This is a genomic window from Hydrogenophaga sp. (assembly GCF_025699295.1).
Lineage (GTDB): Bacteria > Pseudomonadota > Gammaproteobacteria > Burkholderiales > Burkholderiaceae_C > Hydrogenophaga.
Genome location: NZ_JAILWB010000014.1, coordinates 63,840 through 90,338, shown reverse-complemented (window position 1 = coordinate 90,338; position 26,499 = coordinate 63,840). Strand labels below are relative to the sequence as shown.

The window sequence follows — 26,499 nt, the reverse complement described above, 5'->3', positions numbered from 1 at the left end:
TATGGCGGCCGTCACGTCCAGCGCGGTGGAAGCCGCGCGCCCCGAAACCGGCACCGAAAGTGCCCAGGTGCGCGCGCTGCTGCAGCTGCGCGAACTCATCCTCTCGGGCGAGCTGGCGGGTGGCTCGCGCATCGCCGAGCTGGCCATCGTCGAGCGCCTGGGCGTCTCGCGCACGCCGATCCGCGCCGCACTGATGCGGCTGGAGCAGGAAGGCCTGCTCGAGGCCCTGCCCAACGGTGGCTACGTGGTGCAGACCTTCTCCGAGCGCGACATCGCCGACGCGATCGAACTGCGCGGCACCCTCGAGGGCCTGCTGGCGCGGCTGGCAGCCGAACGCGGCGCGCCCGGCGTGGTGCTGGGCGAGGCACGCCGCTGCCTCAACCGCATCGACGAGGTGCTGGCCGCGCCCGCGCTCAACGACGACGGCTTCTCCGACTACGTGGCGCTCAACAGCGAGTTCCACGCGCTGATCTGGGAGATGGCCGACAGCCCGACCATCCTGCGCCAGCTGGAAAAGGTGTTGAGTCTGCCGTTCGCCTCGCCCTCGGGCTTTGTCGTGATGCAGGCACATTCGCAGCGCGCGCGCGACATGCTGGTGGTGGCGCAGGACCAGCATCGCCAGGTGCTCGAAGCCATCGAGCAGCGCGAAGGCACGCGCGCCGAGGCCATCATGCGCGAGCACTCTCGACTGGCCCAGCGCAACCTGCGCGAGGTGCTCTCGGGTCACGCCACGGTGCATTCGCCAGCCTCCATGCCCGCCATCAAACTCATACGCCGCCGTTGATACCGACATGAAAAGCAACCCGAACTGGCAATCCGCGCGCATCCACGCCCTGCGCGACCTCACCCCCACCGTGCGCGAGTTCGTCATCGCACCGATCGAAGGCGCACCCGAGCGCTGGGCGCCCGGCGCCCACCTGCTGGTGCAGGTGATCCTGGGCGGGCGGCCGCAGACGCGCTCGTATTCGCTGGTCGGCCTGCCGGGCGAGGTGCCGGGCTACCGCATCGCGGTCAAGCGGCTCGACGATGGTCACGGCGGCTCGCGCGCCATGTGGCAACTGGCCGAGGGCGATGCGATCGAGATCGGCGCGCCGCAGAACCATTTCCCGCTCGGCCTGCAGGCACCGGCCACGCTGCTGGTGGCGGGCGGCATCGGCATCACCCCCATGGTCTCGATGGCGCAGGCGCTGGTGCGCCGCGGTCAGCCGGTGCGCCTGCTCTATGCCGCACGCAGCGAGGCCGAACTGGCGTACGGCGAGTCGTTGCGCGCGCTGCTGGGCGACGGACTGGTGGCTTGCGTCTCGGAGCGCGGCGAGCGCCTGGACCTGGCGGGCGAGATCGCCACGCTGGCACCGGGCGCGCAGGCGTATGTCTGCGGGCCGGCGGGCCTGCTGGGCGATCTGCGCGGCCTGTGGGCCGCCGCCGGGCGGCCTTTGCCCAGCCTGCGCTTCGAGACCTTCGGCAGCGGCGGGCGGTTGCAGAGCGCCAGCTTCCGGGTGGAGGTGCCGCGGCACAAGGCCCGCCTGGAGGTGCGGCCGGATCAGGCGCTGATCGACGTGCTCGAAGACGCCGGCATCGAGGTCATGAGCGATTGCCGGCGCGGTGAATGCGGCCTGTGCGCGATGGACGTGCTGGCGCTGGACGGCGAGATCGACCACCGCGATGTGTTCCTCAGCGAACACGAAAAGCAGGAAAACAAGCGCATCTGCGCCTGCGTCTCGCGGGTGGTGGGCCGCATCACGCTGGACACGGCCTGGCGGCCCGAAACGGTTTCATAAGATAACGGCATAACTGAAAGTCGGTTATTTGACTGGCAGAGTGGCCGGTGGACATGCACAGTGTGGGTTTCATCGAGTTCAAGCCCTGCCGGACCGGAGTGCGCCCACACGCTCCCGGCCCGGTGCATCACAACGGAACGGAGACAACCATGACTATCTTCAAACGCCGCACCGCCTTGCTGGCCCTGGGTGCCGTGGCTGCTGCCACGATGGCCGGGCAGGCCATGGCCCAGCAGGTCACCCTGCGCCTGCACCAGATGCTGCCGCCGCAAGCCACCATTCCCGCGCGCGCCATCGTGCCCTGGGCCCAGAAAGTGGAGGCCGAGTCGGGCGGCAAGATCAAGGTGCAGTTGTTCCATGCCATGCAGCTTGGCGGCGCACCCCCGCAGCTGTTCGACCAGGCCCGTGACGGCGTGGTCGACATCACCTGGACGGTGCTGGGCTATACCCCGGGCCGCTTCAACAAGGCAGAGGTGTTCGAGCTGCCCTTCATGAGCGGCTCGGCCGAAGCGTCGTCGCGCGCGTTCCAGGAGTACGTGGAGAAGCACGCCGCTGACGAGTTCAAGGACGTCAAGCTGCTTGCGGTGCACACCCACGGGCCCGGCCTGTTCCACACCAAGACGCCGGTGACCGGGCTGGAGAGCCTGCGCGGCATGAAGATCCGTGGTGGTTCGCGCATCATCAACAACATGCTGGTCAAGCTCGGCGCCACCCCGGTGGGCATGCCCGTGCCGGCCGTGACCGAAGCCCTGTCCAAGGGCGTCATCGACGGCACCACCATCCCGTGGGAGGTGACGCCCGCGCTCAAGGTGAGCGAGCTGGTGAAGAACCACACCACCTTCGCCGGCTCGACCGGCCTGTACACGCAGACCTTCGCGTTTTCGATGAACAAGGGTTCCTACGAGAAGCTGCCGGCGGACCTGAAGAAGGTGATCGACGCCAACTCGGGCATCGAGACCGCGGCCCTGTTCGGCCGCGCGATGGACGAAGGCGACAAGGCCGGGCGCGCAATCGCCGAGAAGGCGGGCAACAACATCATCGCGCTCGACGCAGCCGAGACGCAGCGCTGGCGCCGCACCGCCGCCACGGTGGAGACCGACTGGGTCAACGAGATGAAGGGCAAGAACATCGACGGCACCAGGCTCGCTTCCGAGGCCCGTGCCCTGATCGCGAAATACAGCAAGTGATTCCTTGCGCGTTCGCAAGGCCGCCCTCCGGGGCGGTTTTTTTTAGGGAGCGCCTTCGGTGCATCGCGATCAGAGTTCAACATGGGTAAATCGATTTACGTATACGAAACGATGAGCTATATTGCACGGTTTTTGCCGCGCAGGCCATGGGAGCAGCTTCTCTTGATGGCGGACAATCGCTCACCAGGGGCAGGCAGACACTTCTCGACGATGAAAGAGCGCTGAATGATTGGATTCATCTACCGGCTGGCCAAGTGGTCTGCCATCCTGGGCGGCATCACCCTGTGTGCGCTGACCCTCATGATCGTGGTGAGCGTGAGCGGACGTGCGCTCATCGACGTGGGCCTGGGACCGGTGCCCGGTGATTTCGAGCTCGTCGAGGTCGGCACCGCGATCGCGGTGTTCTTCTTCCTGCCCTGGTGCTACCTGCGCGGCGGCCACGCCACGGTGGACCTGCTCTACATGCACCTGCCCAAGTGGGCGCAGAAGACGGTGGAGCTCGTCAGCGACCTGCTGATGCTCGCGGTGTGGCTGGTGCTGACCTGGAAGCTCTGGGAGGGCATGCTGGAGAAGCGCCAGTACCTGGAGACCACCTTCATCCTGCAGATGCCGATCTGGTGGGCCTATGCCCTGTGCATGGTGGGCGCCGTGATTGGCTGCCTGAGCTACATCGCCAGGACCGCCACCCAGCTCGGGCTGGCCAGGGAGCCTGCCGGCTGGACCGTTGAATCGACTGGGGGACATTGATGTCAGGTATCGAACTCGCGGCCTGGTCGTTCCCGGTCCTGCTGCTGCTGATCTTCATCCGCATACCCATCGGGCTGGCCATGCTGCTGTGCGGCCTGGGCGGCGCCTGGGTGATCTACGGCAGCGCCGACCCCATCCTCAACCAGCTCAAGCAGGTGACCTACAGCACCTTCTCGAACTACAACCTCTCGGTCATCCCGCTGTTCCTGCTGATGGGCCAGTTCGCGGCGCTCGGAGGCCTTTCGCAGGCGCTGTTCAAGGCCGCCGAGGCCTGGATCGGCCACCGCAAGGGCGGTGTGGCCATGGCGGCGGTGGGAGCCTGCGCCGGCTTCGGCGCGATCTGCGGCTCTTCGCTGGCCACGGCGGCCACCATGGGCCAGGTGGCGCTGCCCGAACTCAAGCGCGCGGGCTACGCCGGCGGCATCTCCACCGCGGCGCTCGCTGCCGGGGGCACGCTGGGCATCCTGATCCCGCCCTCGGTGGTGCTGGTGATCTACGCCATTCTGACCGAGCAGAACATTGCCAAGCTGTTCCTGGCCGCCTTCGTGCCTGGCCTTCTGGCGGCCCTGGGCTACATGATCGTGATCGCGATCTACGCCCGCCTGCGGCCCAACGAAGTGGGCTCCATGCCGCCCATGCCGATGAAGGAGCGCTGGAGCGCCACCGCCAAGGTGTGGCCGGTGCTGGTGATCTTCGTGGCGGTGGTGGGTGGCATCTACACCGGCCTGTTCACGCCGACCGAGGGTGCGGCCATCGGTGCCTTCGGCACCGGCCTGGCGGCCTGGTTCGCTGGCGGCCTGAACCGCAAGACGCTGCTGGGCGCGGTGCTGGGCACGGCCATGGCGACCGGCATGATCTTCATGATCGTGCTCGGCGCGGGCCTCTACAACACCTTCCTGGCGCTGTCGCAGCTGCCGCAGGAAACCGCGCAGCTGGTGGCGGGCTCCGGCCTGAGCCCCTGGCTCGTGCTGGTCGGCATCCTGGTGATCTACGTGGTGCTGGGCTGCTTCATGGACTCGCTGTCCATGATCCTGCTGACCATTCCGGTGTTCTTCCCCATCGTCACCGTGCTGGACTTCGGCCTGACGCCCGAGGAGTTCGCGATCTGGTTCGGCATCCTGGTGCTGATCGTGGTGGAGGTCGGGCTGATCACGCCACCAGTGGGCATGAACCTGTTCGTCATCAACTCCATGGCCAAGGACATTCCGATCATGCACACCTACCGCGCGGTGCTGCCCTTCGTGGCCAGCGACATGATCCGCACGGCCATCCTGGTGGCGTTTCCCGCCATCACACTGTTCCTGTTGCGAATCTGACCCGCGCAGCTATCCTGTGCCAACCTAACTGAAAGGGCCTGCAAGGCATTGCAGGCCCTTTTGCACGGAACGACAGTTCGCGCCCCCTGATTGCTTCCGATCCAGCCGGAGGAAACCCTTGAACAATCCGCTCCTTGTCCCGCGTCGCGCACTGCTTGGCGTTGCCCTGTCCCTGGCCGCGCTGGCCACCATGCCGGCCCATGCCCAGCCTGCTGCGTTTCCCTCGAAAGGTCTGCGCGTCGTGGTGCCTTTCGGACCGGGCGGCGTGGGCGACCTCACCGCGCGCATCGTGGCCGAAAAACTCGGCAGCCAGCTCGGCCAGGCGGTGGTGGTCGAGAACCGGCCTGGCGCCGGTGGCGTGGTGGCGGCCGACTCGGTGGTCCGCTCCGAGCCCGATGGCCACACCATGTTCCTGATGTCCAACGGCACGGCCGTCACCGCTGGCCTGTTCAAGAGCCTGCCGTTCGACACCGTCAGGGATTTCACCCCGGTGTCCACGCTGGGCTACTTCGACATCGCCGTGATCGTGCCCGCGAACTCGCCGCACAAGTCCCTGCAGGAGCTGATTGCGTTCGCCAAGGCCAACCCGGGGAAGCTCAACGTGGGCAGCATCAACATCGGCAGCACGCAGAACCTGGCGGCCGAGCTGTTCAAGAGCACGGCCGGCATCGACGCGCAGGTCGTGCCCTTCAACGGCACGCCCGCGCTGGTTGGGGCCATCCGTGGCCAGCAGGTCGACGTGGCGGTTGAAATCCTCTCGCCCATGCTCACGCACATCAAGGCCGGCGCCTTGCGCGCGCTGGCCGTCACCGGCGAGAAGCGCTCCATCGTGCTGCCCGAGGTGCCCACCGCCGTCGAGTCGGGCGTGAAGGAGTTCGTCGCGTCGTCGTGGAACGCCCTGGCCGTGCCGTCGAAGACGCCGCGCGCGGCAGTGGACCGTCTGCAACGCGAAATCGCAGCCGCCCTGGCCGACGCCGGCGTGCGCGAGAAGCTGCGCAACCTGAACATCGACGCGCGCTCCAGCACGCCCGAGCAGACCGCCGCGCTGCTGGCATTCGACATCAAGCGCTGGAGCGACGTGATCGAGCGCGCAGGGATTCCCAAGCAGTAAGCACCCCCCGCCGCGCTGCACGCGTCCCCCTTGGAAAGGGGGCGCACCCTGGGACCGGCGGAGCCGGATCCTCGGGTGCCCTGGAAGGGCTGCGTGCGTCGGACCCTTTTCTTTTTCGTTTCTCTTCTTCGGGGCGCTCTCTTGCTCGACATCCTGGCCATCACCGGGCCGATCTACCTGTGCATCGCGCTGGGCTTTGCCGCCGTGCGCTGGCGTGTGTTCACGCCCGGCGACATGCGGGTGCTGGGCAGGTTCGTCATCCAGTTCGCGTTGCCGGCGCTGTTGTTCAGTGCCCTGGCTTCGCGCCCCATCGGTGACTTGCTGCAGCCGGCGTACCTGCTGGCGTTTGGTGTGGGATCGGTGATGTGGCTGCTGATCGCGCTGTGGAGCGCGCGGCGCCTGCAGCGGCGCGGCCTGAGCGAGAGCGCGTACATGGCCATGGGCATGACATGCAGCAACAGCACCTACATCGGCTACCCGGTGGTGCTGCTGGCGATCGGGCCGCTGGCGGGTGTGGCGCTGGCCATGAACCTGCTGGTGGAAAACCTGCTCAAGCTGCCCCTGCTCATGACGCTGGCCGACGTGGGCGCCTCGGGCGCGGCGCGCCTGTCGTGGAAAGACGCGCTGCGCCAGACGCTGGGTCGCCTGGTGCGCAACCCGATGATCGTCGCCATCGTGCTGGGTTTCGGGGTGGCGCTGGCGGGCTGGCAATTGCCGGCCGTGCTCGCACGCACCGTCAACCTGTTCGGCGCGGCCAGTGGCGGCCTGGCCCTGTTCATCATCGGCGGCACGCTGGTGGGCCTGCAGGTGCGTGGCCTGCGCCGGCAGGTGGCCCAGGTGGCCGCGGGCAAGCTGCTGCTGCACCCGGCCGCGGTGTGGGTGGCGGTCACGCTGCTGCCGCTGCTGGGTCTGCCCGCCCTCGATGGCGAACTGCGCGTGGCCGCCGTGCTGTCGGCCGCCATGCCCATGCTCGGCATCTACCCCCTGCTCGCGCAGCGCCACGGCTTCGAGGGCTTCACCGCCGCGTCCCTGCTGGCCACCACGGTGGCGTCGTTCTTCACCCTCAGCGCCATCCTCTGGATGCTCAAGGGCTGAGACCCCCCGCCGCGCGCAGCGCGGCGGGGGGTCAGTTCAATACCTGCCGGATCAGGTCCAGCGCGGCCTGCTGCGTGAGCGTGGCCGGGCGCTGCGAACTGGTGGCCAGGCACAGGCGGGTGCGCAGCGGTGGCTCGCTCACCGGTCGCATGCGGTAGGCCGAGGGCCGGATCGAACTGGCTACCGCGTTGCGCGAGAGCAGGGCGGCGCCCACGCCATCGGCCACCAGATCGAGGATGGCGGAGACACCATCGATCTCCAGCGCCACGTTGAGCCGGCAGCCGATGTTGGCCATCTCGGTCTCCACATGCATGCGGATGGCGTTGGGCCGGCTCGGGATCACCAGTGGCAGGGCGGCCACCTCGCGCAGGGGTATGGCCGCGGGTGGCGGGTCTTCGGGCAGGCCCGGCGGGCGCAGTTCCACCAGCATGAGTTCCTCGTCCTTCAACGGCTGGATTTCCAGGTCGGGTGAGGGCTGCGCGTTGTAGAGCACGGCGATGTCCAGCCGCCCGGTGCTGAGCCATTCCTGCATCGCGACCGACAGCCCCTCGCTGATCGACAGGCTGGCTTGCGGCAGTTGCTGGCGGAAAGCCCGCGTGAGCGGCACTGTGAGCACGCGCGCCAGACTCGGCGGCAGGCCGATGGCCACGCGCCCGGCGAGCGCGCCGCGCACGCGCCCGAGCTCCTCGCGCGCGCGCTCCACCTGGTGCAGGATGCCGCGCCCGTGTGCGAGCAGCAGCTTGCCGGCTTCGGTGGGCGTGGCGCCGCGGCCGTTGCGCACCAGCAGGTTCTGGCGCAGTTCCACCTCGAGCAGGCGCACCTGGCGTGAGAGCGCCGGTTGCGCCACGTTGAGCGCGGTGGCCGCGCGCGTGAAGCTGCCAAGTTCGGCCACGCGCACGAAGTATTCGAGTTGTTTCAGATCCATCGAAAGGCCCGGGTGGAAGCCATGATCATAGTTATGTAATTTTGTTCTAGCTGCTAGCGGTGGCTGCCGCTTTTCTTGAAGGGTGGTGGGGTCCACAATGCCAGGTCCTTCACGCATTCCCCCATGAGCACCGAGACAACCCCCACCCTCCGCGGCATTTCGTCCATGGCCACCCGACAGGTGCTGAACGAGCTGGGCAGCGCGTTCGGGCAGCGCTCCGGTTGTGCGGTGGCGATCGAATCGGTCGGTGGTGTCGACGCCGCAAAGCGCGTGGCGGCGGGCGAGGCCTTCGACGTGGTGGTGCTGGGCTCGGATGCGATCGACAAGCTGATCGCTGCCGGCCACCTTCACGCGGGCAGCCGCGTCGACCTCGTGCGCTCCAGCGTGGCGATCGCAGTGCGCGCGGGGGCTCCGGTGCCCGACATCGCCTCGGAGGACGCGCTCAGGCGCGCCGTGCTGGCCGCCAGGCACATCAGCTATTCCACCGGCCCCAGCGGTGTGGCGCTGGCCGCGCTGTTCGAGCGCTGGGGCATTGCCGACGCGGTGCGCGAGCGCACCGTGCAGGCCCCGCCGGGCGTGCCCGTGGGCACACTCGTGGCGCGCGGCGAGGTCGAGCTGGGCTTCCAGCAGCTCAGCGAACTGATCCATGTCGAGGGCATCACCCTGGTCGGTGGCATGCCGCCCGGCGTCGAGATCACCACCATCTTCTCCGCTGGCGTGCCCGTGGCGGCGGCACCCGGCTCGCCGCAGGCCACCCTGGTGCGCGCCCTGCTCGATTTCATGACGTCGCCCGAGGCGGAGGCAGCCAAGCGCCGCCAGGGCATGGAACCCGCCTGAACACCCGAACCACAGAGGAGAAAGAAGCACATGAGCCTGATCATCGATTGCCACGGCCACTACACCACCGCCCCCAAGGCGCTGGAGGCCTGGCGCAACCAGCAGATCGCAGGCATCAAGGACCCGGCGGTGATGCCGAAAGTCGCGGACCTGAAGATCAGCGACGACGAACTGCGCGAGTCCATCGAGACCAACCAGCTCAAATTGATGAAGGAACGCGGCAGCGACATCACGCTGTTCTCGCCGCGCGCGAGTTTCATGGCGCACCACATCGGCGATTTCAAGGTCTCCAGCACCTGGGCGGCGATCTGCAACGAACTCTGCTTTCGCGTCTCCACGCTGTTCCCCGATCACTTCGTGCCCGTGGCCATGCTGCCGCAGTCGCCCGGCGTGGATCCGGCGACCTGCATTCCCGAGCTGGAGAAGTGCGTCAAGGAATACGGCGCGGTCGGCATCAACCTCAACCCCGATCCTTCGGGGGGTCACTGGACCAGCCCGCCGCTGACCGACAGGCACTGGTACCCCATCTACGAGAAGATGGCCGAGTACGACCTGCCGGCCATGATCCACGTGAGCACGAGCTGCAACGCCTGCTTCCACACCACGGGCGCGCATTACCTCAACGCCGACACCACCGCCTTCATGCAGCTGATCCAGGGCGATCTGTTCAAGGATTTCCCGACGCTGAAGTTCCTGATCCCGCACGGCGGTGGCGCCGTGCCTTACCACTGGGGCCGCTTCCGCGGCCTGGCGCAGGAGATGAAGAAGCCCCTGCTGGACACGCACCTGATGAACAACGTGTTCTTCGACACCTGCGTGTACCACCAGCCGGGCATCGACCTGCTCAATACCGTGATCCCGGTCAAGAACGTTTTGTTTGCGTCGGAGATGATCGGTGCGGTGCGCGGCATCGACCCGACCACGGGCAACTACTACGACGACACCAAGCGCTACATCGAAGCGTCGAAGATCCTGAGTGCGGACGACAAGCACCAGATCTACGAAGGCAACGTGCGCCGCGTGTTCCCGCGTCTCGACGCGCGCCTCAAATCCAAGGGACTCTGACATGTACGAACTGGGCGTTGTCTACCGCAACATCACCCGCGCCGACCGCGCGACCGCCGACGGCCTGGCCGCGCTGGGCTCGGCCACCGTGCACGAGGCCATGGGCCGCGTGGGCCTGCTCAAGCCTTACATGCGCCCCATCTACCCGGGTCAGCAGGTCAGCGGAACGGCGGTGACGGTGCTGCTGCAGCCGGGCGACAACTGGATGATGCACGTGGCCGCCGAACAGATCCAGCCGGGCGACATCGTGGTGGCTGCGGTCACCGCCGAGTGCACCGACGGTTACTTTGGCGACCTGCTGGCCACCAGCTTCCAGGCACGCGGTGCGCGCGCGCTGGTCATCGACGCCGGCGTGCGAGACGTGAAGGAGCTGCAGAAGATGGGCTTCCCCGTCTGGAGCAAGGCCATCAGCAGCAAGGGCACCATCAAGGCCACGCTGGGCTCGGTGAACATCCCCATCGTCTGCGCCGGCATGCTGGTGACGCCGGGTGACGTGATCGTGGCCGACGACGACGGCGTGGTCTGCGTGCCCGCCGCGCGCGCCGCCGCCACGCTCGAAGCCGCGCGCAAGCGCGAAAGCTTCGAAGGCGAGAAGCGCGCCAGGCTGGCCAGCGGTGTGCTGGGGCTGGACATGTACAAGATGCGCGAGCCGCTTGAGAAGGCTGGCCTGAAATACATCGACTGAGAGCGACGCATGAGCAAACCAACTTCCGGCGGATTCACCAAGACCGACACCTGGCTCGACTGGTACGACGGCCCGAGCAAGCCACGCTTCCAGCTGCCTCCCGGCAGCGTGGACGCCCACTGCCACGTGTTCGGCCCGGGTGCCGAGTTTCCCTACGCGCCCGAGCGCAAGTACACGCCTTGCGACGCGAGCAAGGCGCAGCTGTATGCGCTGCGTGATCACCTGGGCTTCTCGCGCAACGTGGTGGTGCAGGCCACCTGCCACGGGGCGGACAACAGCGCGATGGTCGATGCCTGTGTCTCCAGCGGGGGCCGGGCGCGCGGCGTGGCCACGGTCCGGCGCAGCGTGAGCGATGAAGAGCTCCAGCGCCTGCATGCCGCGGGTGTGCGCGGCGTGCGCTTCAACTTCGTCAAGCGCCTGGTGGACTTCACGCCCAAGGAGGAGCTGCTGGAGATCGCGTCCCGCATCCATTTGCTGGGCTGGCACGTGGTCATCTACTTCGAAGCGGTGGACCTGCCCGAGCTCTGGGACTTCTTCACCGCGCTGCCCACCACCGTGGTGGTGGACCACATGGGCACGCCCGACGTGAGCAAACTGGTGGACGGCCCCGAGTTCGAACTCTTCCTCAAGTTCATGCGCGAGCACCCCAACGTGTGGAGCAAGGTGACCTGCCCCGAACGCCTCTCCGTCACCGGCCCCAGGGCGCTCGATGGTGAGCAGGCCGCCTACCAGGACGTGGTGCCGTTCGCGCGCCGGGTGGTCAGCGAATTTCCCGACCGTGTGTTGTGGGGGACGGACTGGCCGCACCCCAACCTCAGGAAGCACATGCCCGACGACGGCCTGCTGGTCGACTTCATCCCGCAGATCGCGCCCACGGCCGAGTTGCAGAAGAAGTTGCTGGTGGACAACCCCATGCGCCTTTACTGGCCCGAGGAGCACTGAACATGGCACTCGACAAACCCTACCTGGACGTGCCCGGCACGACCATCTTCGACGCCGAGCAGAGCCGCAAGGGCTACTGGCTCAACCAGTTCTGCATGAGCCTGATGAAGGCCGAGAACCGCGAGCGCTTCAAGAAGGACGAGCGCGCCTATCTCGACGAATGGGCCATGACGGAAGAGCAGAAGCAGGCCGTGCTGGCGCGCGACCTGAACTGGTGCATCCGCCTGGGCGGCAACATCTACTTCCTGGCCAAGATCGGCGCGACCGATGGCAAGAGCTTCCAGCAGATGGCCGGCTCGATGACCGGGATGACGGAAGAGGAGTACCGCAACATGATGGTCGCCGGCGGCCGCTCGGCCCAGGGCAACCGCGTGATCGGTGAAGACGGCGACGCCCAGGCCCACCGCCAACCGCAAGGCTCCGCAGGCCAGAAAGTGAACTGAAGAACATGGCACGCATCACCGCATCCGTCTACACCTCGCACGTGCCCGCCATTGGCGCCGCACTCGACCTCGGCAAGACGCAGGAGCCTTACTGGCAACCGGTCTTCCAGGGCTACGAGTTCGGCAAGCAGTGGATGAAGGACCACAAGCCCGACGTCATCTTTCTCGTCTTCAATGACCATGCCACGGCCTTCAGCCTGGACATGATTCCGACCTTTGCCATCGGCACCGCCGCCGAGTACCAGCCGGCCGACGAGGGCTGGGGCCCGCGCCCGGTGCCCGTGGTGAAGGGCCATCCGGAGCTGGCCTCGCACATCGCGCAGTCGGTGATCCAGCAGGACTTCGACCTCACCATCGTCAACAAGATGGACGTGGACCACGGCCTGACCGTGCCGCTGTCGCTCATGTGCGGCCAGCAGGACCCGGTGAAGGGGGCATGGCCCTGCCCGGTGATTCCCTTCGCGGTCAACGTGGTGCAATACCCCGTGCCCAGCGGGCGGCGCTGCTACAACCTGGGCAAGGCCATCGCCAAGGCCGTGGCGAGTTATGACGAGGACATCAACGTGCACATCTGGGGCACGGGTGGCATGAGCCACCAGCTGCAGGGGCCGCGCGCGGGCCTGATCAACAAGGACTTCGACAACGCCTTCCTGGACAAACTCATCGACGACCCCGAAGCGGCGGCGAACATTCCGCACATCGACTACGTGCGCGACGCCGGCAGCGAGGGCATCGAACTCGTGATGTGGCTGATCGCGCGCGGCGCGATGGCCGATGCGGCCGGTGGTCCCCGCCCGAAGGCCGTGCAACGCTTCTACCATGTGCCCGCGTCGAACACGGCGGTGGGCCACCTGATTCTGGAAAACCAATAACCTTGCGGGACAGACCGCCGCCGCTAAGCGGCAAGCTCTGTCCCCAACTGGAGTAAAGACATGAGCAAAACCATCAAAGTGGCGCTGGCCGGCGCCGGCGCGTTCGGCATCAAGCACCTGGACGGCATCAAGAACATCGACGGCGTCGAAGTGATCTCGCTGATCAGCCGCGACCTGGAGAAGACGAAGGAAGTGGCCGCCAAGTACGGCATCGGCCACGTCACCACCGACCTGTCCGAGTCGCTCGCGCTCAAGGAACTGGACGCCGTCATCCTCTGCACGCCCACGCAGATGCACGCCGAGCAGACAATGGCCTGCCTCAAGGCCGGCAAGCACGTGCAGGTGGAGATTCCCCTGGCCGACAGCCTCAAGGGCGCGCAGGACGTGATCGCGCTGCAGAAGCAGACCGGCCTGGTCGCCATGTGCGGCCACACGCGCCGCTTCAACCCCAGCCACCAGTACGTACACAAGGAAATCCAGGCCGGCAAGTTCAACATCCAGCAGATGGATGTGCAGACCTATTTCTTCCGCCGCACCAACACCAATGCGCTGGGCCAGCCGCGCAGCTGGACCGACCACCTGCTGTGGCACCACGCCGCGCACACGGTGGACCTGTTTGCCTACCAGGCCAACAGCCCGATCGTGCAGGCCAACGCCATCCAGGGCCCGATCCACCCGGTGCTGGGCATCGCCATGGACATGAGCATCCAGCTCAAGACCGCCAGCGGCGCGATCTGCACGCTCTCGCTCTCGTTCAACAACGACGGCCCGCTGGGCACCTTCTTCCGTTACATCGGCGACACCGCGACCTACATCGCGCGCTACGACGATCTGTTCAACGGCAAGGAAGAAAAGATCGACGTCTCGAAGGTCGACGTCAGCATGAACGGCATCGAGCTGCAGGACCGCGAGTTCTTCGCTGCAATCAAGGAAGGCCGCGAGCCCAATTCCAGCGTGGCGCGCGTGTTCGCCTGCTACGAGGTGCTGCACCAGCTCGAACAGCAGCTGAACGCGAACAGCTGAACGAACCGCACGCCAGATGCGCCTGGAAGTAACGGCGTGCCAGGCCGCCAACACCAAAGTATGGTTATACTGGCGTAACCATGAAAATAGTTCTGGACACCAGTGTGCTGGTCGCAGCGACGCGTTCGCGGCGTGGTGCCAGTTTTGAATTGCTGTCGCTGCTGCCCGATCCGCGTTTCCAGATAGCTCTTAGCGTGTCGCTTTATTGCGAGTGGCAAGACGTGCTGAGTCGACCTGAACACCTGCCGCCGGGCATGGAATCGGAGGATGCGAGGGGCTTCTTGCGCTACCTGGCGTCGATTGCTCATCTGCAGGACGTGTATTACCTTTGGCGCCCCTTTCTTCGCGATCCGAACGATGACATGGTGCTGGAGTGTGCGGTGGCTTCGGGAAGCCGCTTCCTGATCACGCACAACTTGCGCGATTTCCGCAGAATCACGGATCTGGGCGTCGAGCCGCTGACGCCCGCCGATTTTTTGACCCGCTTGAGGAGCACGCCATGACCGCCTTGACCATTCGCCTGCCGAATTCGCTGCACGCCAGGATTCGCGAACTGGCCGCGCGCGACGACATGTCAGTGAACCAGTTCATTGCCAGCGCTGCGGGTGAAAAGCTGGCTTCACTTCTCACCGTGGACTACCTCCGTGAAGAAGCAGCGAAGGGCCACCGTGTGGACTTCGATCGCTTCATGAAGGCTGTGCCTGATGTGGCAGATGAGGCCGACAAGGCCTGACTTTCCTTATCTCTGTTCTCAGAAGGCATCAACATGCAACAGCGCCAGCTCGGCCCCTTCACCGTCTCGGCCATCGGCCTGGGCTGCATGAACATCTGCCATGCCTATGGCGCGCCCGCGTCGAAGGAGCAGGCCGAGCGTGTATTGCTCACGGCGTTCGACGAGGGCGTGACGCATTTCGACACCGCGGCTCTCTACGGCTTCGGCGCCAGCGAAACCCATGTGGGCAATGTGCTCTCGAAGCACCGTAGCCAGTTCACGCTGGCCAGCAAGGGCGGGATGGCCGGCGTGCAGTTCGACGACGGCGTCAAGCGCGTGATCGACGGCCGGCCCGAGGCGATCCGGCGCAACTGCGAGGACAGCCTGCGCCGCCTCAAGACCGATGTGATCGACCTCTACTACCTGCACCGCTGGGACAAGCAGGTGCCGGTGGAAGACAGCGTGGGTGCGATGAGCGACCTGGTGCGCGCGGGCAAGGTGCGCACGCTGGGCCTGTCCGAAGTATCGGCCGCCACGGTGCGCAAGGCGCACGCGGTGCACCCGATCACCGCCGTGCAGACCGAGTACTCGCTGTGGACGCGCAACCCCGAGATCGCGGTGCTGGCCACCTGCCGCGAGCTGGGCATCACCTTCGTGGCCTTCAGCCCGGTGGCGCGCGGCTTCCTCTGCGGCGCCGACCTGGACGTGAGCAGCTTCGACGCCAAGGACATCCGCCGCGCCATGCCGCGCTTCACGCCCGAGCACTTCGCGGCCAACCTCAAACTGCTGCCGCCGTACCGGGCGATCGCCGACCGGGTGGGCTGCACGCCCGCCCAGCTCGCGCTGGCCTGGCTGCTGCACCAGGGGCCGGACATCCTGCCGATCCCCGGTACCGCGCGCGTGGAGCACCTGCGCGACAACCTGGGCGCGTCCGGTGTGAAGCTGGACGCCGCCACGCTGGCAGAGCTCGACGCGCTGATCAACCAGCAGACGGTGAGCGGCAACCGCTACAACGAGCAGTCGAGCCGCGAAGTCGATACGGAAGCGTACTGACGCACACTCAGGCGCCGCCACGGAACAGCGAAAAGCCCCAGGCCGTGAACTTGAACGGCAGGTGGTAGTGCTGCGACACGTCGGCGATGTGGAAACGGTAGGGCACCATTTCCAGGAAGGCGGGGTCGGGTACCGCCTTGCCCTGGCGGCGGTAGAAGTCGCCCACCTCGAAACGCACCTCGTAGCCACCGGCCGTGATGGCCTCGCCCATCAGCGCAGGGTGCTGCAGCACGCCGTTGCCACCGACGCGGCCTTCGGCCAGCACGGGCCCCGTCGGTTCGCCGTCCGGGCCCAGGCGCCTGAGCGACACCCGCAGTCCTTCGGCGACGCAGCCACTGGCCACGTCCACGCAATGAATGGAAAGTCCGGCTCCCATGGCGTTCAGTTCAGTCGCGCGCCGGACGCCTTCACCGCGGGCGTCCAGTCGCGCACCTGGTCGGTGACGAACTGGGTGAATTGCGCCGCGCTCATGGGCAGGGAGTCCACGCCGAGGTCGGAGAGGCGCTTGCTCACATCGGGCCGCGCCACCACCTCGCTCACGGCCTTGTTGATCTTGTCCACCACGTCGGCCGGCGTGCCCGCGGGCGCGGACACGCCCAGGAAGTTGTCGGCCACCAGTTTCGGGTATCCCGCTTCCACCACGGAGGGCACGTCGGGGGACATCGACGCGCGGGTGCGCGAGGTCACCGCCAGCCCGACCAGCTTGCCGTCCTTCATGTAGGGCACGTTCTGCGTCAGGGTGTCCACCGCGAATTGCAGCGTGCCACCCAGCAGGTCGTTGTGCATGGGCGACGAACCCTTGTAGGGCACGTGTTCCATGTTCAGCTTGTACTGCTGCTTGAACATCTCGCCGACGATGTGGCCGATGGAGCCCACGCCGCCCGAACCGTAGTTCACGGGTTTGGGTTGCGCGTTGATCCACTTCACGAGATCGGGCAGGGTGCGCGCCGGCACCGAGGGGTGCACCACGAACACATTGGGCACGGAGCCGATGTAGGCCACGTGGCTGAAGCTCCTGACCGGGTCGTAGGGCGCCTTGTCCATCATGAAGGGCGAGATGCTGATGGGTGCGGTGTTGGACAGCAGCAGCGTGTAGCCGTCCGGCGCGGCCCGGGCCACTTCGTTGGCGCCAATGGTGCTGCCCGCGCCCGGCTTGTTCTCCACGATCACCACCTGGCCCAGCTTCTCCTGCAGGCCGGGCTGCAGCAACCGAGCCACGATGTCGGAGGAGCCGCCGGGCGCGAAGGTCACGACGATCCTGATGGGCTTTTGCGGCCAGGCCTGGGCGTGCAGCGCCGGCACGGCCAAGCCCAGCAGGGCGCTGGCCAGCAGGACGCGGCGAAGTGGGTGGTGTTTCATGATGGGCTCTCCGATGGGGTTGATGTGAGCGTGTGGACGGCAGGGGAAGGGAAAGGGGTGACCGCGTTCGCAAGCCGGCCGCGCATCACTTCGCAGACCTGCTGCAAGGCGGTGCGCAACTCGGTCGTCTCGTCGTGCGCCATGCGCTGCTCGCCGTCCAGGAACACCGACGCCAGGGACGTGTGCAGCCGCAGGGCCACCACGAAGGGGTAGCCGAAGCGCTCCCGGTAGCGCCGGTTGATGGTTTCGATGCGAGCGACGGTGAGCGCATCCAGCGCCAGCAGGCCCAGGCGTCCCTGCTCACCCTGGGAGTCGGTGGTCATGCTGCCCGCGCGCGCTTCCTGGCCCGCCAGCTCGGGATGGCCGCGCAACAGCGCCAGCTGCCGCGGCGTGTCCGCGCCGTGGATGGCCAGTGCCAGGGCCTGGTAGAGCGCGTCCCAGTGCGCGAACGGCCGTGCCGACCACGCCGTTGCGGCCACCCAGGGCGCGTACTCGACCACCGTTCCCAGGCGCGCGACAAAGCCGGCTTCGTCCAATTCCTTGAGGGCGTTCCAGGGCAGGGGAGTGACGGAAAGTGCGTTCATGCTGGCTGCAGTCTGAGCCGCCGTTGCATTGCTGTCCATCGCATAATTCGGCATGTTGCATTCCAATTTTCAGAACGCATGAATCCCGCCAACCACATGCTGCATCCCAAGGCTCTGCGTTACGTGGCGGCGGTCGCCCAACTGGGCTCGGTGCAGGCCGCGGCGCGCGAGGTCTCCATCTCGGCCTCCGCGATCGACCGCCACATCCTGCTGCTGGAGGAAGACCTCGGCGTGCCCCTGTTCGAGCGACAGCCGCGTGGCATGCGGCTGACCGCGGCCGGCGAATTGCTGCTGGCGCTGGCCCAGCGCTGGAAGGCCGACCTCAACCGCACGCTCTCCGACATCAAGCACCTGCAGGGCGTGAGCCAGGGCCAGCTGCGGCTGGCCGCGATGGACAGCCACGTCAACGGCTTCCTGCCGGAATTCGTGCTCGCGGTGGCGCGCGAGCACCCCGGCATCGTGCTGGAAGTGGACATCGTCAGCCCGGACGAGGCGGTGCAGCGGCTGCGGGCGGGCGATGTGGACCTTGCGGTGGCCTTCAACCTCAAGCCCGGGCGGGACCTGCACCTGGTGGCCAGCGCTGAGCTGCCCCTGGGCTGCGTGGTGGCCCCCGGGCACCCCCTGGCCTCGCAGGCCCAGGCGTCGTTCAAGGAGGTGGTCGCCTGGCCCCTGGCCGCGCAGAGCCGCGCGCTGGCCATCCGCCGCTACCTGGAGCGGCGGCACAACTGGCTGCTGCAGGAAGCCCGTCCGCCGCTGGTGACCAACTCGCTGCAGCTGGTCAAGAGCCTGGTGCGCAGCGGCAGCCACGTGGCCCTGACGTCCGAGCTCGATGCCGGCCCGGAAATCCTCGCTGGCCAGTTGCGTTTCGTGCCATTGAAAGACAAGAACGCGCAGCCCCAGACCGTGGGCGTGGCCATCAGCGCGGGGCGCGCGTTGCCGCACATCGCGCGCATGGTGGCCGAGCGCCTGGGGGTGCATGTGGGCGACTACCTGGCCCGTGTGCGTGCGGCGGGCGCTGAAACAAAGCGAAAAAAACCGAAACCGCGCTGAGACCCCCGCCGCGACGCCGGGCGGCACCATGGCGGTCATGTTCAACAGTCCCATTGAAAGGACACCGTCATGAAACCCTGGATCAAGCGCTCGCTCATGGCCTTCACCGGCATCTCCATCGCCATCGGCGGCCTGGCCGCCTGCGGCTCGCGCGGCCACCACGCGCACGAACCCATGAGCGCCGAGAGGATGGCCGAGGTGCGCGGCAAGGTGATCAGCCGTGTCACCAGCAAGCTCGACCTCAACGCCGAGCAGCAGCAGAAGCTCAACGTGCTGGCCGACAAGATGCAGGCGCAGCGCGCGGCCTTCATCGGCCAGACCGCGGACCCGCGCGCCGAGCTGCGCGCACTGGTGGCGGGCGAGAAGTTCGACCGAGCCCGTGCGCTGAACCTGCTCGACGAGAAGACCCGCGTGGTGCAGGTGAGCAGCCCGGAGGTGATCAACGCCCTGGCGGACTTCTATGACAGCCTGAACCCGACGCAGCAGGCCGAGGTGCGCGAGCGCATGCAGAAACGCAAGGGCTGGTTCTCGCGCGGTTGAGCCGGGTCACTTCCATGTCACCCACGATTGCACCAATCGCCCAGCGCCTGCGCGACCACGGGCCGGCGTTGCTGGCCGGGGTGGACGATCCGCACGACGAGCTGCTCGCCCTGGTATGGGGTCCGCGCTTCGACCGCGAGCACGCGCTGGGCCTGTGGGCCCGGCTCTCGCGCCGCCAGCCCACCGAGGCGCTGCTCACGCTGCCGGCCATCCTCTCGGTGGCCGATCGATTCGACGGCCTGGACAGCGGCGGCCAGCAGCGCCTGCGCCGCCTCATCGAGCGCCACCGTGCCCTGAGCGCAATGTGACAATGCCGCATGCACCGCGCACTGCTCATTGACGACGACGAACAGCTCGGCCCGCCGCTGGCGACGTACTTCCAGCGCTTCGAGCTGGCGCTGACGCACGCGTTCAAGCCCAGCGAAGGGCTTGCGCGCTTGCGCAGCGGTGTGTTCGACGTCGCCATTCTCGACGTGATGCTGCCCGAGATGGACGGCTTCGAACTCTGCCGCACCATCCGCAAGGAAAGCGACATCCCCATCGTCATGCTCACCGCGCGCGGCGACGTGATGGACCGCGTGGTCGGTCTCGAGCTGGGTGCCGACGCCTACCTGCCCAAGCCCTTCGAGCCGCGCGAGCTGGTCGCGCACATCCAGACCGTGCTGCGGCGGCGCAACGGCGGCAATGGGCCGGCCGTGCAGGCCACCACCCCGCCAGGCCAGGACATGCTGCTGTTCGAGGGCCTCACCATCGACCCGGCGCGCCGCAGCGTGCTGCGCCAGGGCGAGACGGTGGACCTCACCAGCACCGAGTTCGACCTGCTGCACCTGCTCGCGCGCGAGAGCGGGCGCGTGTTCAGCCGCGACGACATCCTCAACCAGCTGCGCGGCCACGAGGCCGACCTCTACACCCGCGCGGTGGACATCGTGGTCAGCCGCCTGCGCAAGAAGCTCGAGCCGCTGGACTGCATCAAGACGCTTCGCAACGCCGGCTATTCGCTCGCGTTGCGCCGGCTCGCACCATGAGCACCGCCGCCACCTCGACGCCCGCGCCCTGGTACCGCCGCGCGCTGCATGCGCTGCGCTGCTCGCTCAAGTTGCGCATGGTGCTGGTGTTCCTGCTGCTGGCCACGGCCATGTCCTTCACCTTCATCAGCGGCGCGCAGAAGGCGTTTTCGGTCGGCTGGCGCGAGGCGGCGCGCCCCCTGCTCATGGACTATGTGGACCGGCTGGCGCACGAGGTGTCGGCCGGTGGTGGCGTGCCGAGCACCGAGCGCGCCCGGGCCATCACGCAGCGCCTGCCAATCACCATCGACATCATCGGCCCGCAGGTCAAATGGCGCTCGCACCCCGACCAGGAGCGCCCCCGCTGGCTGCGCGACCGACCGCAGGGCTTCGGTCGAGATGGCCCTGGCGATGACGCCGGCTGGGGCGACGACCAGGACTGGCAACAGCTGCTGCAGCGCACGACGGCCGACGGCCACCGCATCGAGTTCGGCCTGAACGAGGCCGCGTTCGAGCGCCGCCCCAAGCTCATTGGCTACACCCTCACCGCGCTGCTCGTCCTCACGCTGCTGGCCTACCTGTACGTGCGCCGCCTGCTGCGCCCGCTGGACGACATCCGCCAGGGCGCGCTGCGCTTCGGTGCCGGCGAGTTCGGCCAGCCCATTCCCGTGCGCCACCCCAGGGGCCCGGACGAACTGGGCGAACTGGCCGCCACCATCAACACCATGGGCCAGGACATCAACCAGATGCTCGAAGCCCAGCGCGCGCTGCTGCTGGCCATCAGCCACGAGCTGCGCAGCCCGCTCACACGCGCGCGGCTCAACACCGAACTGCTGCCCGAGACCGACGAGATCGCGCCGCAGCGCGAAGCCCTGCTGCGCGACCTGAGCGAGATGGCCCGCCTCATCAGCGACCTGCTGGAGAGCGAGCGCCTGGCCGGCCGCCACGCCGCGCTGCACCGCGAGCCCACCGACGCGGCCGCGCTCGCGCGCGAAGTGATCGACGAGCTGGCTGCCACCCAGCCCGCGGCGCGGCAGGGCATCGTCCTGCACGCGACCAGCGGCCTGCCCGCGCTGGCGCTCGACCGCATCCGCGTGCGCCTGCTGTTGCGCAACCTGCTGGGCAACGCCCTGCGGCACGGCGGCGGCGCGGCGCAGCCGGTGGAACTGCATGTGCGCCCATGGGCGGCGGGGCAGGGTGTCGAGCTCGAAGTGCGCGACCACGGCCCCGGCGTGCCCGACGACCAGTTGCCGCACCTGGGCCAGGCCTTCTTCCGCCCCGACACCGCCCGCACCCGCAGCGCCGGCGGCGTGGGTTTGGGCCTGTACCTCTGCCGCCTGGTGGCTCAGGCGCATGGGGGGACGTTTGCGGTGCGCAATGCGCGGCCGGGGCTGGCGGTGACGGTGGTGCTGCCAGGGGCTTGAGCGCGGCGGAGGTGTCTGTACCAGGCTCGCGGCCTTCAGGACGCCAGACCGCACGGCACGCCTGACGATCCGGACAAAGAAGAAGGGGGAGCCACTGGCTCCCCCTTCTTCTTTGATGCGACCGACAGCGGCCCGCTTACAGTGTGTCGATGAAGCTGCGCAGCTTGTCCGAGCGGCTCGGGTGCTTGAGCTTGCGCACCGCCTTGCTCTCAATCTGGCGGATGCGTTCGCGCGTCACGTCGAACTGCTTGCCCACTTCTTCCAGCGTGTGGTCGGTGGACATCTCGATGCCGAAGCGCATGCGCAGCACCTTGGCTTCGCGCGGGGTGAGGCTGTCGAGGATTTCCTTGACCACTTCGCGCAGGCCGGCCTGCATCGCGGCCTCGATGGGCGCGGTGTTGGCCTGATCCTCGATGAAGTCGCCCAGGTGCGAATCGTCGTCGTCGCCGATGGGGGTTTCCATCGAGATCGGCTCTTTCGCGATCTTCATGATCTTGCGGATCTTGTCCTCGGGCATCTCCATCTTCTCGGCCAGGATGGACGCGTCGGGCTCGAAGCCGAACTCCTGCAGGTGCTGGCGGCTGATGCGGTTCATCTTGTTGATGGTCTCGATCATGTGCACCGGGATGCGGATGGTGCGCGCCTGGTCGGCGATCGAGCGGGTGATGGCCTGGCGGATCCACCACGTCGCGTAGGTCGAGAACTTGTAGCCGCGGCGGTATTCGAACTTGTCCACCGCCTTCATCAGGCCGATGTTGCCTTCCTGGATCAGGTCCAGGAACTGCAGGCCGCGGTTGGTGTACTTCTTGGCGATGGAGATCACCAGGCGCAGGTTGGCCTCGATCATTTCCTTCTTCGCGTCGCGCGAGGTGGCTTCGCCCTCGTTCATCCGCTTGTGGATGTCCTTGAGGTGCGCCAGCGGCACGACCACGCTGCTCTGGATGTTGATCAGGCCCTGCTGCAGCTCCTGCACCGGCGGGATGTTGCGCTCGAGCACGACGCTCCAGGGCTTGCCGGCGGCGGCCTGCTTCTCGACCCACTTGAGATTGAGCAGGTTGGGCGGAAAGTCCTTGATGAAGGTTTCCTGCGGCATGCCGCACTTGTCCACGATGATGCGGCGCAGCTCGCGCTCTTTCTTGCGTACGTCATCGACCTGGCTGCGCATGGTGCCGCAGAGCTTCTCGATCGCCTTGGCGGTGAAGCGGATCGACATCAGCGTCTCGGTGATGGACTTCTGCGTCTTCAGGTAGGCCGGCGTGCCGTAGCCTTCCTTGTCGTAGGTCTTGTGCAGCTTCTCGAACAGCGCGCGCATGGCGTCGAAGCGGTCGAGCGCCTCGCGCTTGAGTTCTTCCAGCTTGCGGGTGAGCGCCTTGGAGCCGCCCTTGCCGTCGTCATCGTCGGCTTCGTCGTAGTCGTCGAAGTCTTCTTCGGCCACGTAGTCGTCGGCCTCGTCGGCGTCGGCGAATCCGTCGACCACGGTGGAGATGACGACCTTGCCTTCGCGGATGTCCTCGGCCATCACCAGGATCTCGGCGATGGTGGCGGGACTTTCGCTGATGGCGGCCATCATGTCGTTGAGGCCGCCCTCGATGCGCTTGGCGATCTCGATTTCGCCTTCGCGCGTGAGCAGCTCGACCGTGCCCATCTCGCGCATGTACATGCGCACCGGGTCGGTGGTGCGGCCGAATTCGCTGTCCACCGTGGACAGCGCGGCTTCGGCTTCTTCCTCGGCTTCCTCTTCGGTCGCGGCCGTGGGCCCGGTGTTGTTCAGCAGCAGGGTCTCTGCGTCGGGCGTCTGTTCGTAGACGGCCACGCCCATGTCGTTGAGCAGCGAGACCACCACTTCCAGCGTTTCGGCCTCGACCAGCTTGTCGGGCAGGTGGTCATTGATTTCACCGTGCGTGAGGTAGCCGCGCGTCTTGCCCAGCTTGATCAGGGTCTTGAGGCGTTCGCGGCGGTTGCGCGCTTCCTCTTCGGACAGGACGGTTTCATCCAGGCCGAATTCCTTCATCAGCGCACGTTCCTTGGCCTTGCTGATCTTCATGCGCAGCGGCTTGACCTTCTCGGTCGTCTGCGCGGTGGTGTCGACCACTTCGGCTTCGGTGTCGCCGGCCAGATCGTCTTCGATATCGCTCAGGTCGGTGTCGTCCAGGTCTGCGCCCGGCTTGCCCTTGGCCTTGGTGTCGGCCTTGGGCTTGCGGCCGCGCTTGGCGGCGGGCTTGTCTGCCGCAGCGGTCTTGGCGGGCGCGACTTTCTTCTTGCCTGCAGGCACTTCAAGCAGTTCGGTTTCCGCCTTGGCGGTGGACTTCTTGGCGGGGGCAGCTTTTGCGGGGGTCTTCTGGGTCACAGCGGTGGCTTTCTTCGGGGGCGAAGCCGGGGTGGAGGCACGGGCGCTGGCCTTCGGGGCGGTTTTGGTGCGGGACACGACGGGCGTACTGGATTTCTTCGCGGGCATGGGGACCTCAAAAAAATATCGAACTGGAACCGGCAGAACACACAAAAACCGCCTGAAGGCCGCCGCTGACGGCCAACCCCGGTGATTTTGTTGGGCACAACGCCTGCCTTTCGCCGGAAAGGGCAGGCCTGCAAGCTGTCGGGGCGAACATTTGGTGTGCAGCCCTTGCGGGGTTCCGTCAGGACCGGGCGGGTCGCTGAGGTGGCCAGGAAGGTGTTCCATCTAGCCCCGATGCGTGGGGGCCGGGCCGGTGCCGGAGGTGCTGCTGTCGCGCTTGCGGTGCAAAGCCTTGGATTATACCGCTGGTGCTGAATATTTGTCAGGTCAGGGTGTGGCGCTGGCAACGATGAGCGCCTGCAACTGCTCGCGCACGCGCTTGTAGTCGTCCATGGCGCCGCTGTCCCCCGCGGCAACGCGCTCGGCCAGTTGGCGGGCCTGTTCTTCCAGGCCGTCGCGGCGCAGCCGGTTCATTACGTCGGCCAGTTCGGAGAGTTCGGTGGCGGGGTCCGCGCCCAGGGTGACCTGCTCGGCCTGCGCGCAGGCAAAGGCCTCGTGCTCGTGTCCGCGCAAGGCTTCGCGCAGCGCGGCCCAGGGCTGGTGGCCGTGTTCGTGCAACTGGGCTTCGAGCCAGCCGAACAATGCACCGTGCGGCGCATCGAGATGGGCAAGCAGGGCGTGGTCGTCGGCCGACAGGCTGTCCCAGGCCGGGGCGTTGGTAAGCAGCAGGCCCACTGCGCGGTCGGCCCGGCTGCCGCCGGTGCGGCGCGTGCCCAGCATGCGCGGCGGTGGTGGCGGGGTTTTGCGCCACTTGCCGTACCCCTTGTTGCCATGGCTGCCACCGTCGCCGCGGTAGCCACTGCCGCCATACGCGCTGCCCGCCTGGGCGTAAGTGGCGCCACCGTCGTAACCCGGCTCGTGCGGCGCGTGGGAGGACGCGTGACCAGCGGCGCGTGGCGTGCGCGTGTCACCACCCGCCTGCTGCCAGAGCTGCAGCAGGTCCGCGCTGCCGATGCCGATGCCACTGGAGAGCTCGCCGATGAGCTGGCGTTTGAGCGCGCCGTCGGGCAGCGCGCTCCAGAGTGGTCGCGCCTGGCTGGCCATGCGGGCGCGGCCTTCTGCCGTGGAGAGGTCGCAGTCGGCACCGGCGGCTTCGACCAGGAAGCGCGAGAGCGGCGTGGCGTCCTTCACACACTGGGCGAAAGCGGCTTCGCCGTGTTCGCGGACGTAGCTGTCGGGGTCGTGTTCGGCGGGCAGGAAGAGGAACTTCACGTTGCGCGTGTCGGTCGCCAGGGGCAGGGCGGCATCCAGCGCCTTGCGCGCCGCACGCCGGCCGGCGCCGTCGCCGTCGAAGCTGAAGACCACGCTGTCGGTGAAGCGGAACAGCTTCTGCACGTGCTCGGGCGTGCAGGCCGTGCCCAGCGTGGCCACGGCGTTGGCAAAGCCGAGCTGGGCGAGCGCGACCACGTCCATGTAGCCTTCGGTGACGAGTGCATAGCCGGCGACGCGGATTGCAGTGCGGGCCTCGAACAGGCCGTAGAGTTCACGGCCCTTGCTGAACACCGGGGTTTCGGGCGAATTGAGGTACTTGGGTTCGCCCCTGTCGAGCACGCGTCCACCAAAGCCGATGCATTCGCCCTTGACGTTGCGGATCGGGAACATGATGCGGTCGCGAAAGCGGTCATACCGTTTCGCCTGGCCGTCAGCGCCCTTTTCGTCCTCGTGCTCGATCACCATGCCGGACTCGACCAGCAGCGGTTCCTGGTAGTCGGGAAACACGCTGGCCAGCGCGCGCCAGCCTTCGGGCGCGTAGCCCAGGCCGAAGGTCTTGGCGATGCGGCCGGACAGGCCTCGGCCCTTCAGGTAGGCCACCGCGCGCGGGGATGCCTTGAGCTGCTTCGCATAGGCCTGCGCGGCCTTCTCCAGCACGTCGGTGAGCGTGGCCTGCTTCTGGCGCTGCTGTGCGGCGCGCTCGCGGTCCTGCGGCGAGGCGTCGTCTTCCGGCATCTGCATGCCGGTTTGCTGGGCGAGGTCTTTCACCGCCTCGATGAAGCTCATGCCGGCGTGTTCCATCAGGAAGCCGATGGCGTTGCCGTTGGCTCCGCAGCCGAAGCAGTGATAGAACTGTTTCGTGGGGCTGACGCTGAATGAAGGTGACTTCTCCCCATGGAACGGGCACAGGCCCATCAGGTTGGCGCCGCCCTTCTTGAGCTGCACGTAGCGGCCCACCACGTCGACCACGTCGACGCGGTTGAGCAGTTCCTGGATGAAGGTCTGGGGGATGGCCACCGGGGT

General features: G+C 67.2%; 28 protein-coding genes. 22 read left to right on the top strand and 6 right to left on the bottom strand.

From position 1 onward, the window contains the following. Position 1: 1 nt before the first annotated feature. The 7 genes from K5880_RS16060 (at position 2) to K5880_RS16030 (ending at position 7,234) form a co-directional block, all read left to right on the top strand. On the top strand, positions 2–784 hold the full coding sequence (locus tag K5880_RS16060; RefSeq protein WP_297654450.1) for a GntR family transcriptional regulator: 783 nt from the start codon (positions 2–4) through the stop codon (positions 782–784). A 7-nt stretch (positions 785–791) separates the two neighbouring features. Next, a complete protein-coding gene (locus K5880_RS16055; RefSeq protein ID WP_297654447.1) occupies positions 792–1,778 on the top strand; it encodes a PDR/VanB family oxidoreductase in 987 nt (328 codons plus the stop codon). Positions 1,779–1,927: 149 nt separating this feature from the next. Further along, positions 1,928–2,965, top strand: a complete 1,038-nt coding sequence (locus K5880_RS16050) for a TRAP transporter substrate-binding protein (protein WP_297654444.1) — start codon at positions 1,928–1,930, stop codon at positions 2,963–2,965. A gap of 225 nt (positions 2,966–3,190) precedes the next feature. Further along, positions 3,191–3,712, top strand: coding sequence for a TRAP transporter small permease (locus K5880_RS16045; RefSeq protein ID WP_297654441.1), 522 nt, complete (start codon positions 3,191–3,193; stop codon positions 3,710–3,712). After that, positions 3,712–5,028, top strand: a complete 1,317-nt coding sequence (locus K5880_RS16040) for a TRAP transporter large permease (RefSeq protein WP_297654440.1) — start codon at positions 3,712–3,714, stop codon at positions 5,026–5,028. Before K5880_RS16045 ends, K5880_RS16040 begins: the two co-directional genes overlap by 1 nt. A 190-nt stretch (positions 5,029–5,218) precedes the next feature. Next, positions 5,219–6,139 carry a tripartite tricarboxylate transporter substrate binding protein gene (locus K5880_RS16035; RefSeq protein WP_297654566.1) on the top strand — a complete coding sequence of 307 codons (921 nt, stop codon included), beginning with the start codon at positions 5,219–5,221 and terminating at the stop codon, positions 6,137–6,139. 141 nt (positions 6,140–6,280) lie between these two features. After that, positions 6,281–7,234, top strand: coding sequence for an AEC family transporter (locus tag K5880_RS16030; protein ID WP_297654438.1), 954 nt, complete (start codon positions 6,281–6,283; stop codon positions 7,232–7,234). A 31-nt stretch (positions 7,235–7,265) separates the two neighbouring features. Here K5880_RS16030 and K5880_RS16025 read toward each other — a convergent pair whose 3' ends face one another. Continuing rightward, complete coding sequence (locus K5880_RS16025) at positions 7,266–8,159, bottom strand: LysR substrate-binding domain-containing protein (protein WP_297654435.1); 894 nt, start codon at positions 8,157–8,159, stop codon at positions 7,266–7,268. Positions 8,160–8,282: 123 nt separating this feature from the next. On the opposite strand from K5880_RS16025, the gene K5880_RS16020 reads away from it, so the two are divergent. The 10 genes from K5880_RS16020 to K5880_RS15975 all read left to right on the top strand — a co-directional run bounded on the left by K5880_RS16020 (position 8,283) and on the right by K5880_RS15975 (position 15,791). Beyond that, positions 8,283–8,996: a substrate-binding domain-containing protein gene (locus tag K5880_RS16020; RefSeq protein WP_297654432.1), complete on the top strand. Its 714-nt coding sequence runs from the start codon at positions 8,283–8,285 to the stop codon at positions 8,994–8,996. Between the two features lie 30 nt (positions 8,997–9,026). Next, positions 9,027–10,061 (top strand): amidohydrolase family protein, encoded by a 1,035-nt coding sequence (locus K5880_RS16015; RefSeq protein WP_297654429.1) that lies wholly within the window; start codon positions 9,027–9,029, stop codon positions 10,059–10,061. Between the two features lies 1 nt (position 10,062). Further along, positions 10,063–10,746 carry a 4-carboxy-4-hydroxy-2-oxoadipate aldolase/oxaloacetate decarboxylase gene (gene ligK / locus K5880_RS16010; RefSeq protein WP_297654427.1) on the top strand — a complete coding sequence of 228 codons (684 nt, stop codon included), beginning with the start codon at positions 10,063–10,065 and terminating at the stop codon, positions 10,744–10,746. A gap of 9 nt (positions 10,747–10,755) precedes the next feature. Further along, positions 10,756–11,688, top strand: coding sequence for an amidohydrolase family protein (locus K5880_RS16005; RefSeq protein ID WP_297654424.1), 933 nt, complete (start codon positions 10,756–10,758; stop codon positions 11,686–11,688). Between the two features lie 2 nt (positions 11,689–11,690). Further along, positions 11,691–12,131 (top strand): protocatechuate 4,5-dioxygenase subunit alpha, encoded by a 441-nt coding sequence (gene ligA, locus K5880_RS16000; RefSeq protein WP_297654421.1) that lies wholly within the window; start codon positions 11,691–11,693, stop codon positions 12,129–12,131. Between the two features lie 5 nt (positions 12,132–12,136). Then, complete coding sequence (locus tag K5880_RS15995; RefSeq protein ID WP_297654418.1) at positions 12,137–13,003, top strand: class III extradiol dioxygenase subunit beta; 867 nt, start codon at positions 12,137–12,139, stop codon at positions 13,001–13,003. A 60-nt stretch (positions 13,004–13,063) separates the two neighbouring features. Then, positions 13,064–14,026, top strand: coding sequence for a Gfo/Idh/MocA family oxidoreductase (locus K5880_RS15990; RefSeq protein WP_297654416.1), 963 nt, complete (start codon positions 13,064–13,066; stop codon positions 14,024–14,026). Between the two features lie 80 nt (positions 14,027–14,106). After that, entirely contained in the window at positions 14,107–14,529 is a 423-nt protein-coding gene (locus K5880_RS15985; protein WP_297654414.1) for a putative toxin-antitoxin system toxin component, PIN family, read from the top strand. Beyond that, positions 14,526–14,759, top strand: a complete 234-nt coding sequence (locus tag K5880_RS15980; protein ID WP_297654412.1) for a YlcI/YnfO family protein — start codon at positions 14,526–14,528, stop codon at positions 14,757–14,759. Before K5880_RS15985 ends, K5880_RS15980 begins: the two co-directional genes overlap by 4 nt. 33 nt (positions 14,760–14,792) lie before the next feature. Then, positions 14,793–15,791 (top strand): aldo/keto reductase, encoded by a 999-nt coding sequence (locus K5880_RS15975; RefSeq protein WP_297654410.1) that lies wholly within the window; start codon positions 14,793–14,795, stop codon positions 15,789–15,791. A gap of 7 nt (positions 15,792–15,798) precedes the next feature. On the opposite strand, the gene K5880_RS15970 is transcribed toward K5880_RS15975, so the two are convergent. Genes K5880_RS15970 through uraD form a run of 3 tightly spaced genes read right to left on the bottom strand, consistent with a single transcriptional unit; the run spans position 15,799 to position 17,734 of the window. Continuing rightward, positions 15,799–16,167 carry a hydroxyisourate hydrolase gene (locus tag K5880_RS15970; protein ID WP_297654407.1) on the bottom strand — a complete coding sequence of 123 codons (369 nt, stop codon included), beginning with the start codon at positions 16,165–16,167 and terminating at the stop codon, positions 15,799–15,801. Positions 16,168–16,172: 5 nt separating this feature from the next. After that, complete coding sequence (locus K5880_RS15965; protein ID WP_297654405.1) at positions 16,173–17,150, bottom strand: tripartite tricarboxylate transporter substrate binding protein; 978 nt, start codon at positions 17,148–17,150, stop codon at positions 16,173–16,175. Further along, positions 17,147–17,734 carry a 2-oxo-4-hydroxy-4-carboxy-5-ureidoimidazoline decarboxylase gene (gene uraD, locus K5880_RS15960; protein WP_297654403.1) on the bottom strand — a complete coding sequence of 196 codons (588 nt, stop codon included), beginning with the start codon at positions 17,732–17,734 and terminating at the stop codon, positions 17,147–17,149. The genes K5880_RS15965 and uraD overlap by 4 nt, the downstream gene beginning before the upstream one ends. A gap of 78 nt (positions 17,735–17,812) precedes the next feature. Between uraD and K5880_RS15955 the strand changes: the two genes are divergently transcribed. The 5 genes from K5880_RS15955 to K5880_RS15935 all read left to right on the top strand — a co-directional run bounded on the left by K5880_RS15955 (position 17,813) and on the right by K5880_RS15935 (position 21,752). Then, positions 17,813–18,784 (top strand): LysR family transcriptional regulator, encoded by a 972-nt coding sequence (locus K5880_RS15955; protein WP_297654402.1) that lies wholly within the window; start codon positions 17,813–17,815, stop codon positions 18,782–18,784. 69 nt (positions 18,785–18,853) lie between these two features. Continuing rightward, positions 18,854–19,324 carry a Spy/CpxP family protein refolding chaperone gene (locus tag K5880_RS15950; protein WP_297654399.1) on the top strand — a complete coding sequence of 157 codons (471 nt, stop codon included), beginning with the start codon at positions 18,854–18,856 and terminating at the stop codon, positions 19,322–19,324. A 14-nt stretch (positions 19,325–19,338) separates the two neighbouring features. Next, the gene (locus K5880_RS15945; RefSeq protein ID WP_297654397.1) at positions 19,339–19,632 is read left to right on the top strand and encodes a hypothetical protein; all 294 of its coding nucleotides are present in this window, start codon (positions 19,339–19,341) and stop codon (positions 19,630–19,632) included. A gap of 9 nt (positions 19,633–19,641) precedes the next feature. Then, positions 19,642–20,349 carry a response regulator transcription factor gene (locus K5880_RS15940; RefSeq protein WP_297654394.1) on the top strand — a complete coding sequence of 236 codons (708 nt, stop codon included), beginning with the start codon at positions 19,642–19,644 and terminating at the stop codon, positions 20,347–20,349. Then, positions 20,346–21,752, top strand: a complete 1,407-nt coding sequence (locus K5880_RS15935) for a HAMP domain-containing sensor histidine kinase (protein ID WP_297654391.1) — start codon at positions 20,346–20,348, stop codon at positions 21,750–21,752. Before K5880_RS15940 ends, K5880_RS15935 begins: the two co-directional genes overlap by 4 nt. 136 nt (positions 21,753–21,888) lie before the next feature. Here the strand turns inward: K5880_RS15935 and rpoD are convergent, their stop codons facing one another. Together rpoD and dnaG are read right to left on the bottom strand one after the other, a co-directional pair. Continuing rightward, complete coding sequence (gene rpoD / locus K5880_RS15930; protein ID WP_297654387.1) at positions 21,889–24,207, bottom strand: RNA polymerase sigma factor RpoD; 2,319 nt, start codon at positions 24,205–24,207, stop codon at positions 21,889–21,891. Positions 24,208–24,531: 324 nt separating this feature from the next. After that, entirely contained in the window at positions 24,532–26,493 is a 1,962-nt protein-coding gene (gene dnaG, locus K5880_RS15925) for a DNA primase (protein ID WP_297654384.1), read from the bottom strand. Positions 26,494–26,499 lie beyond the last annotated feature (6 nt).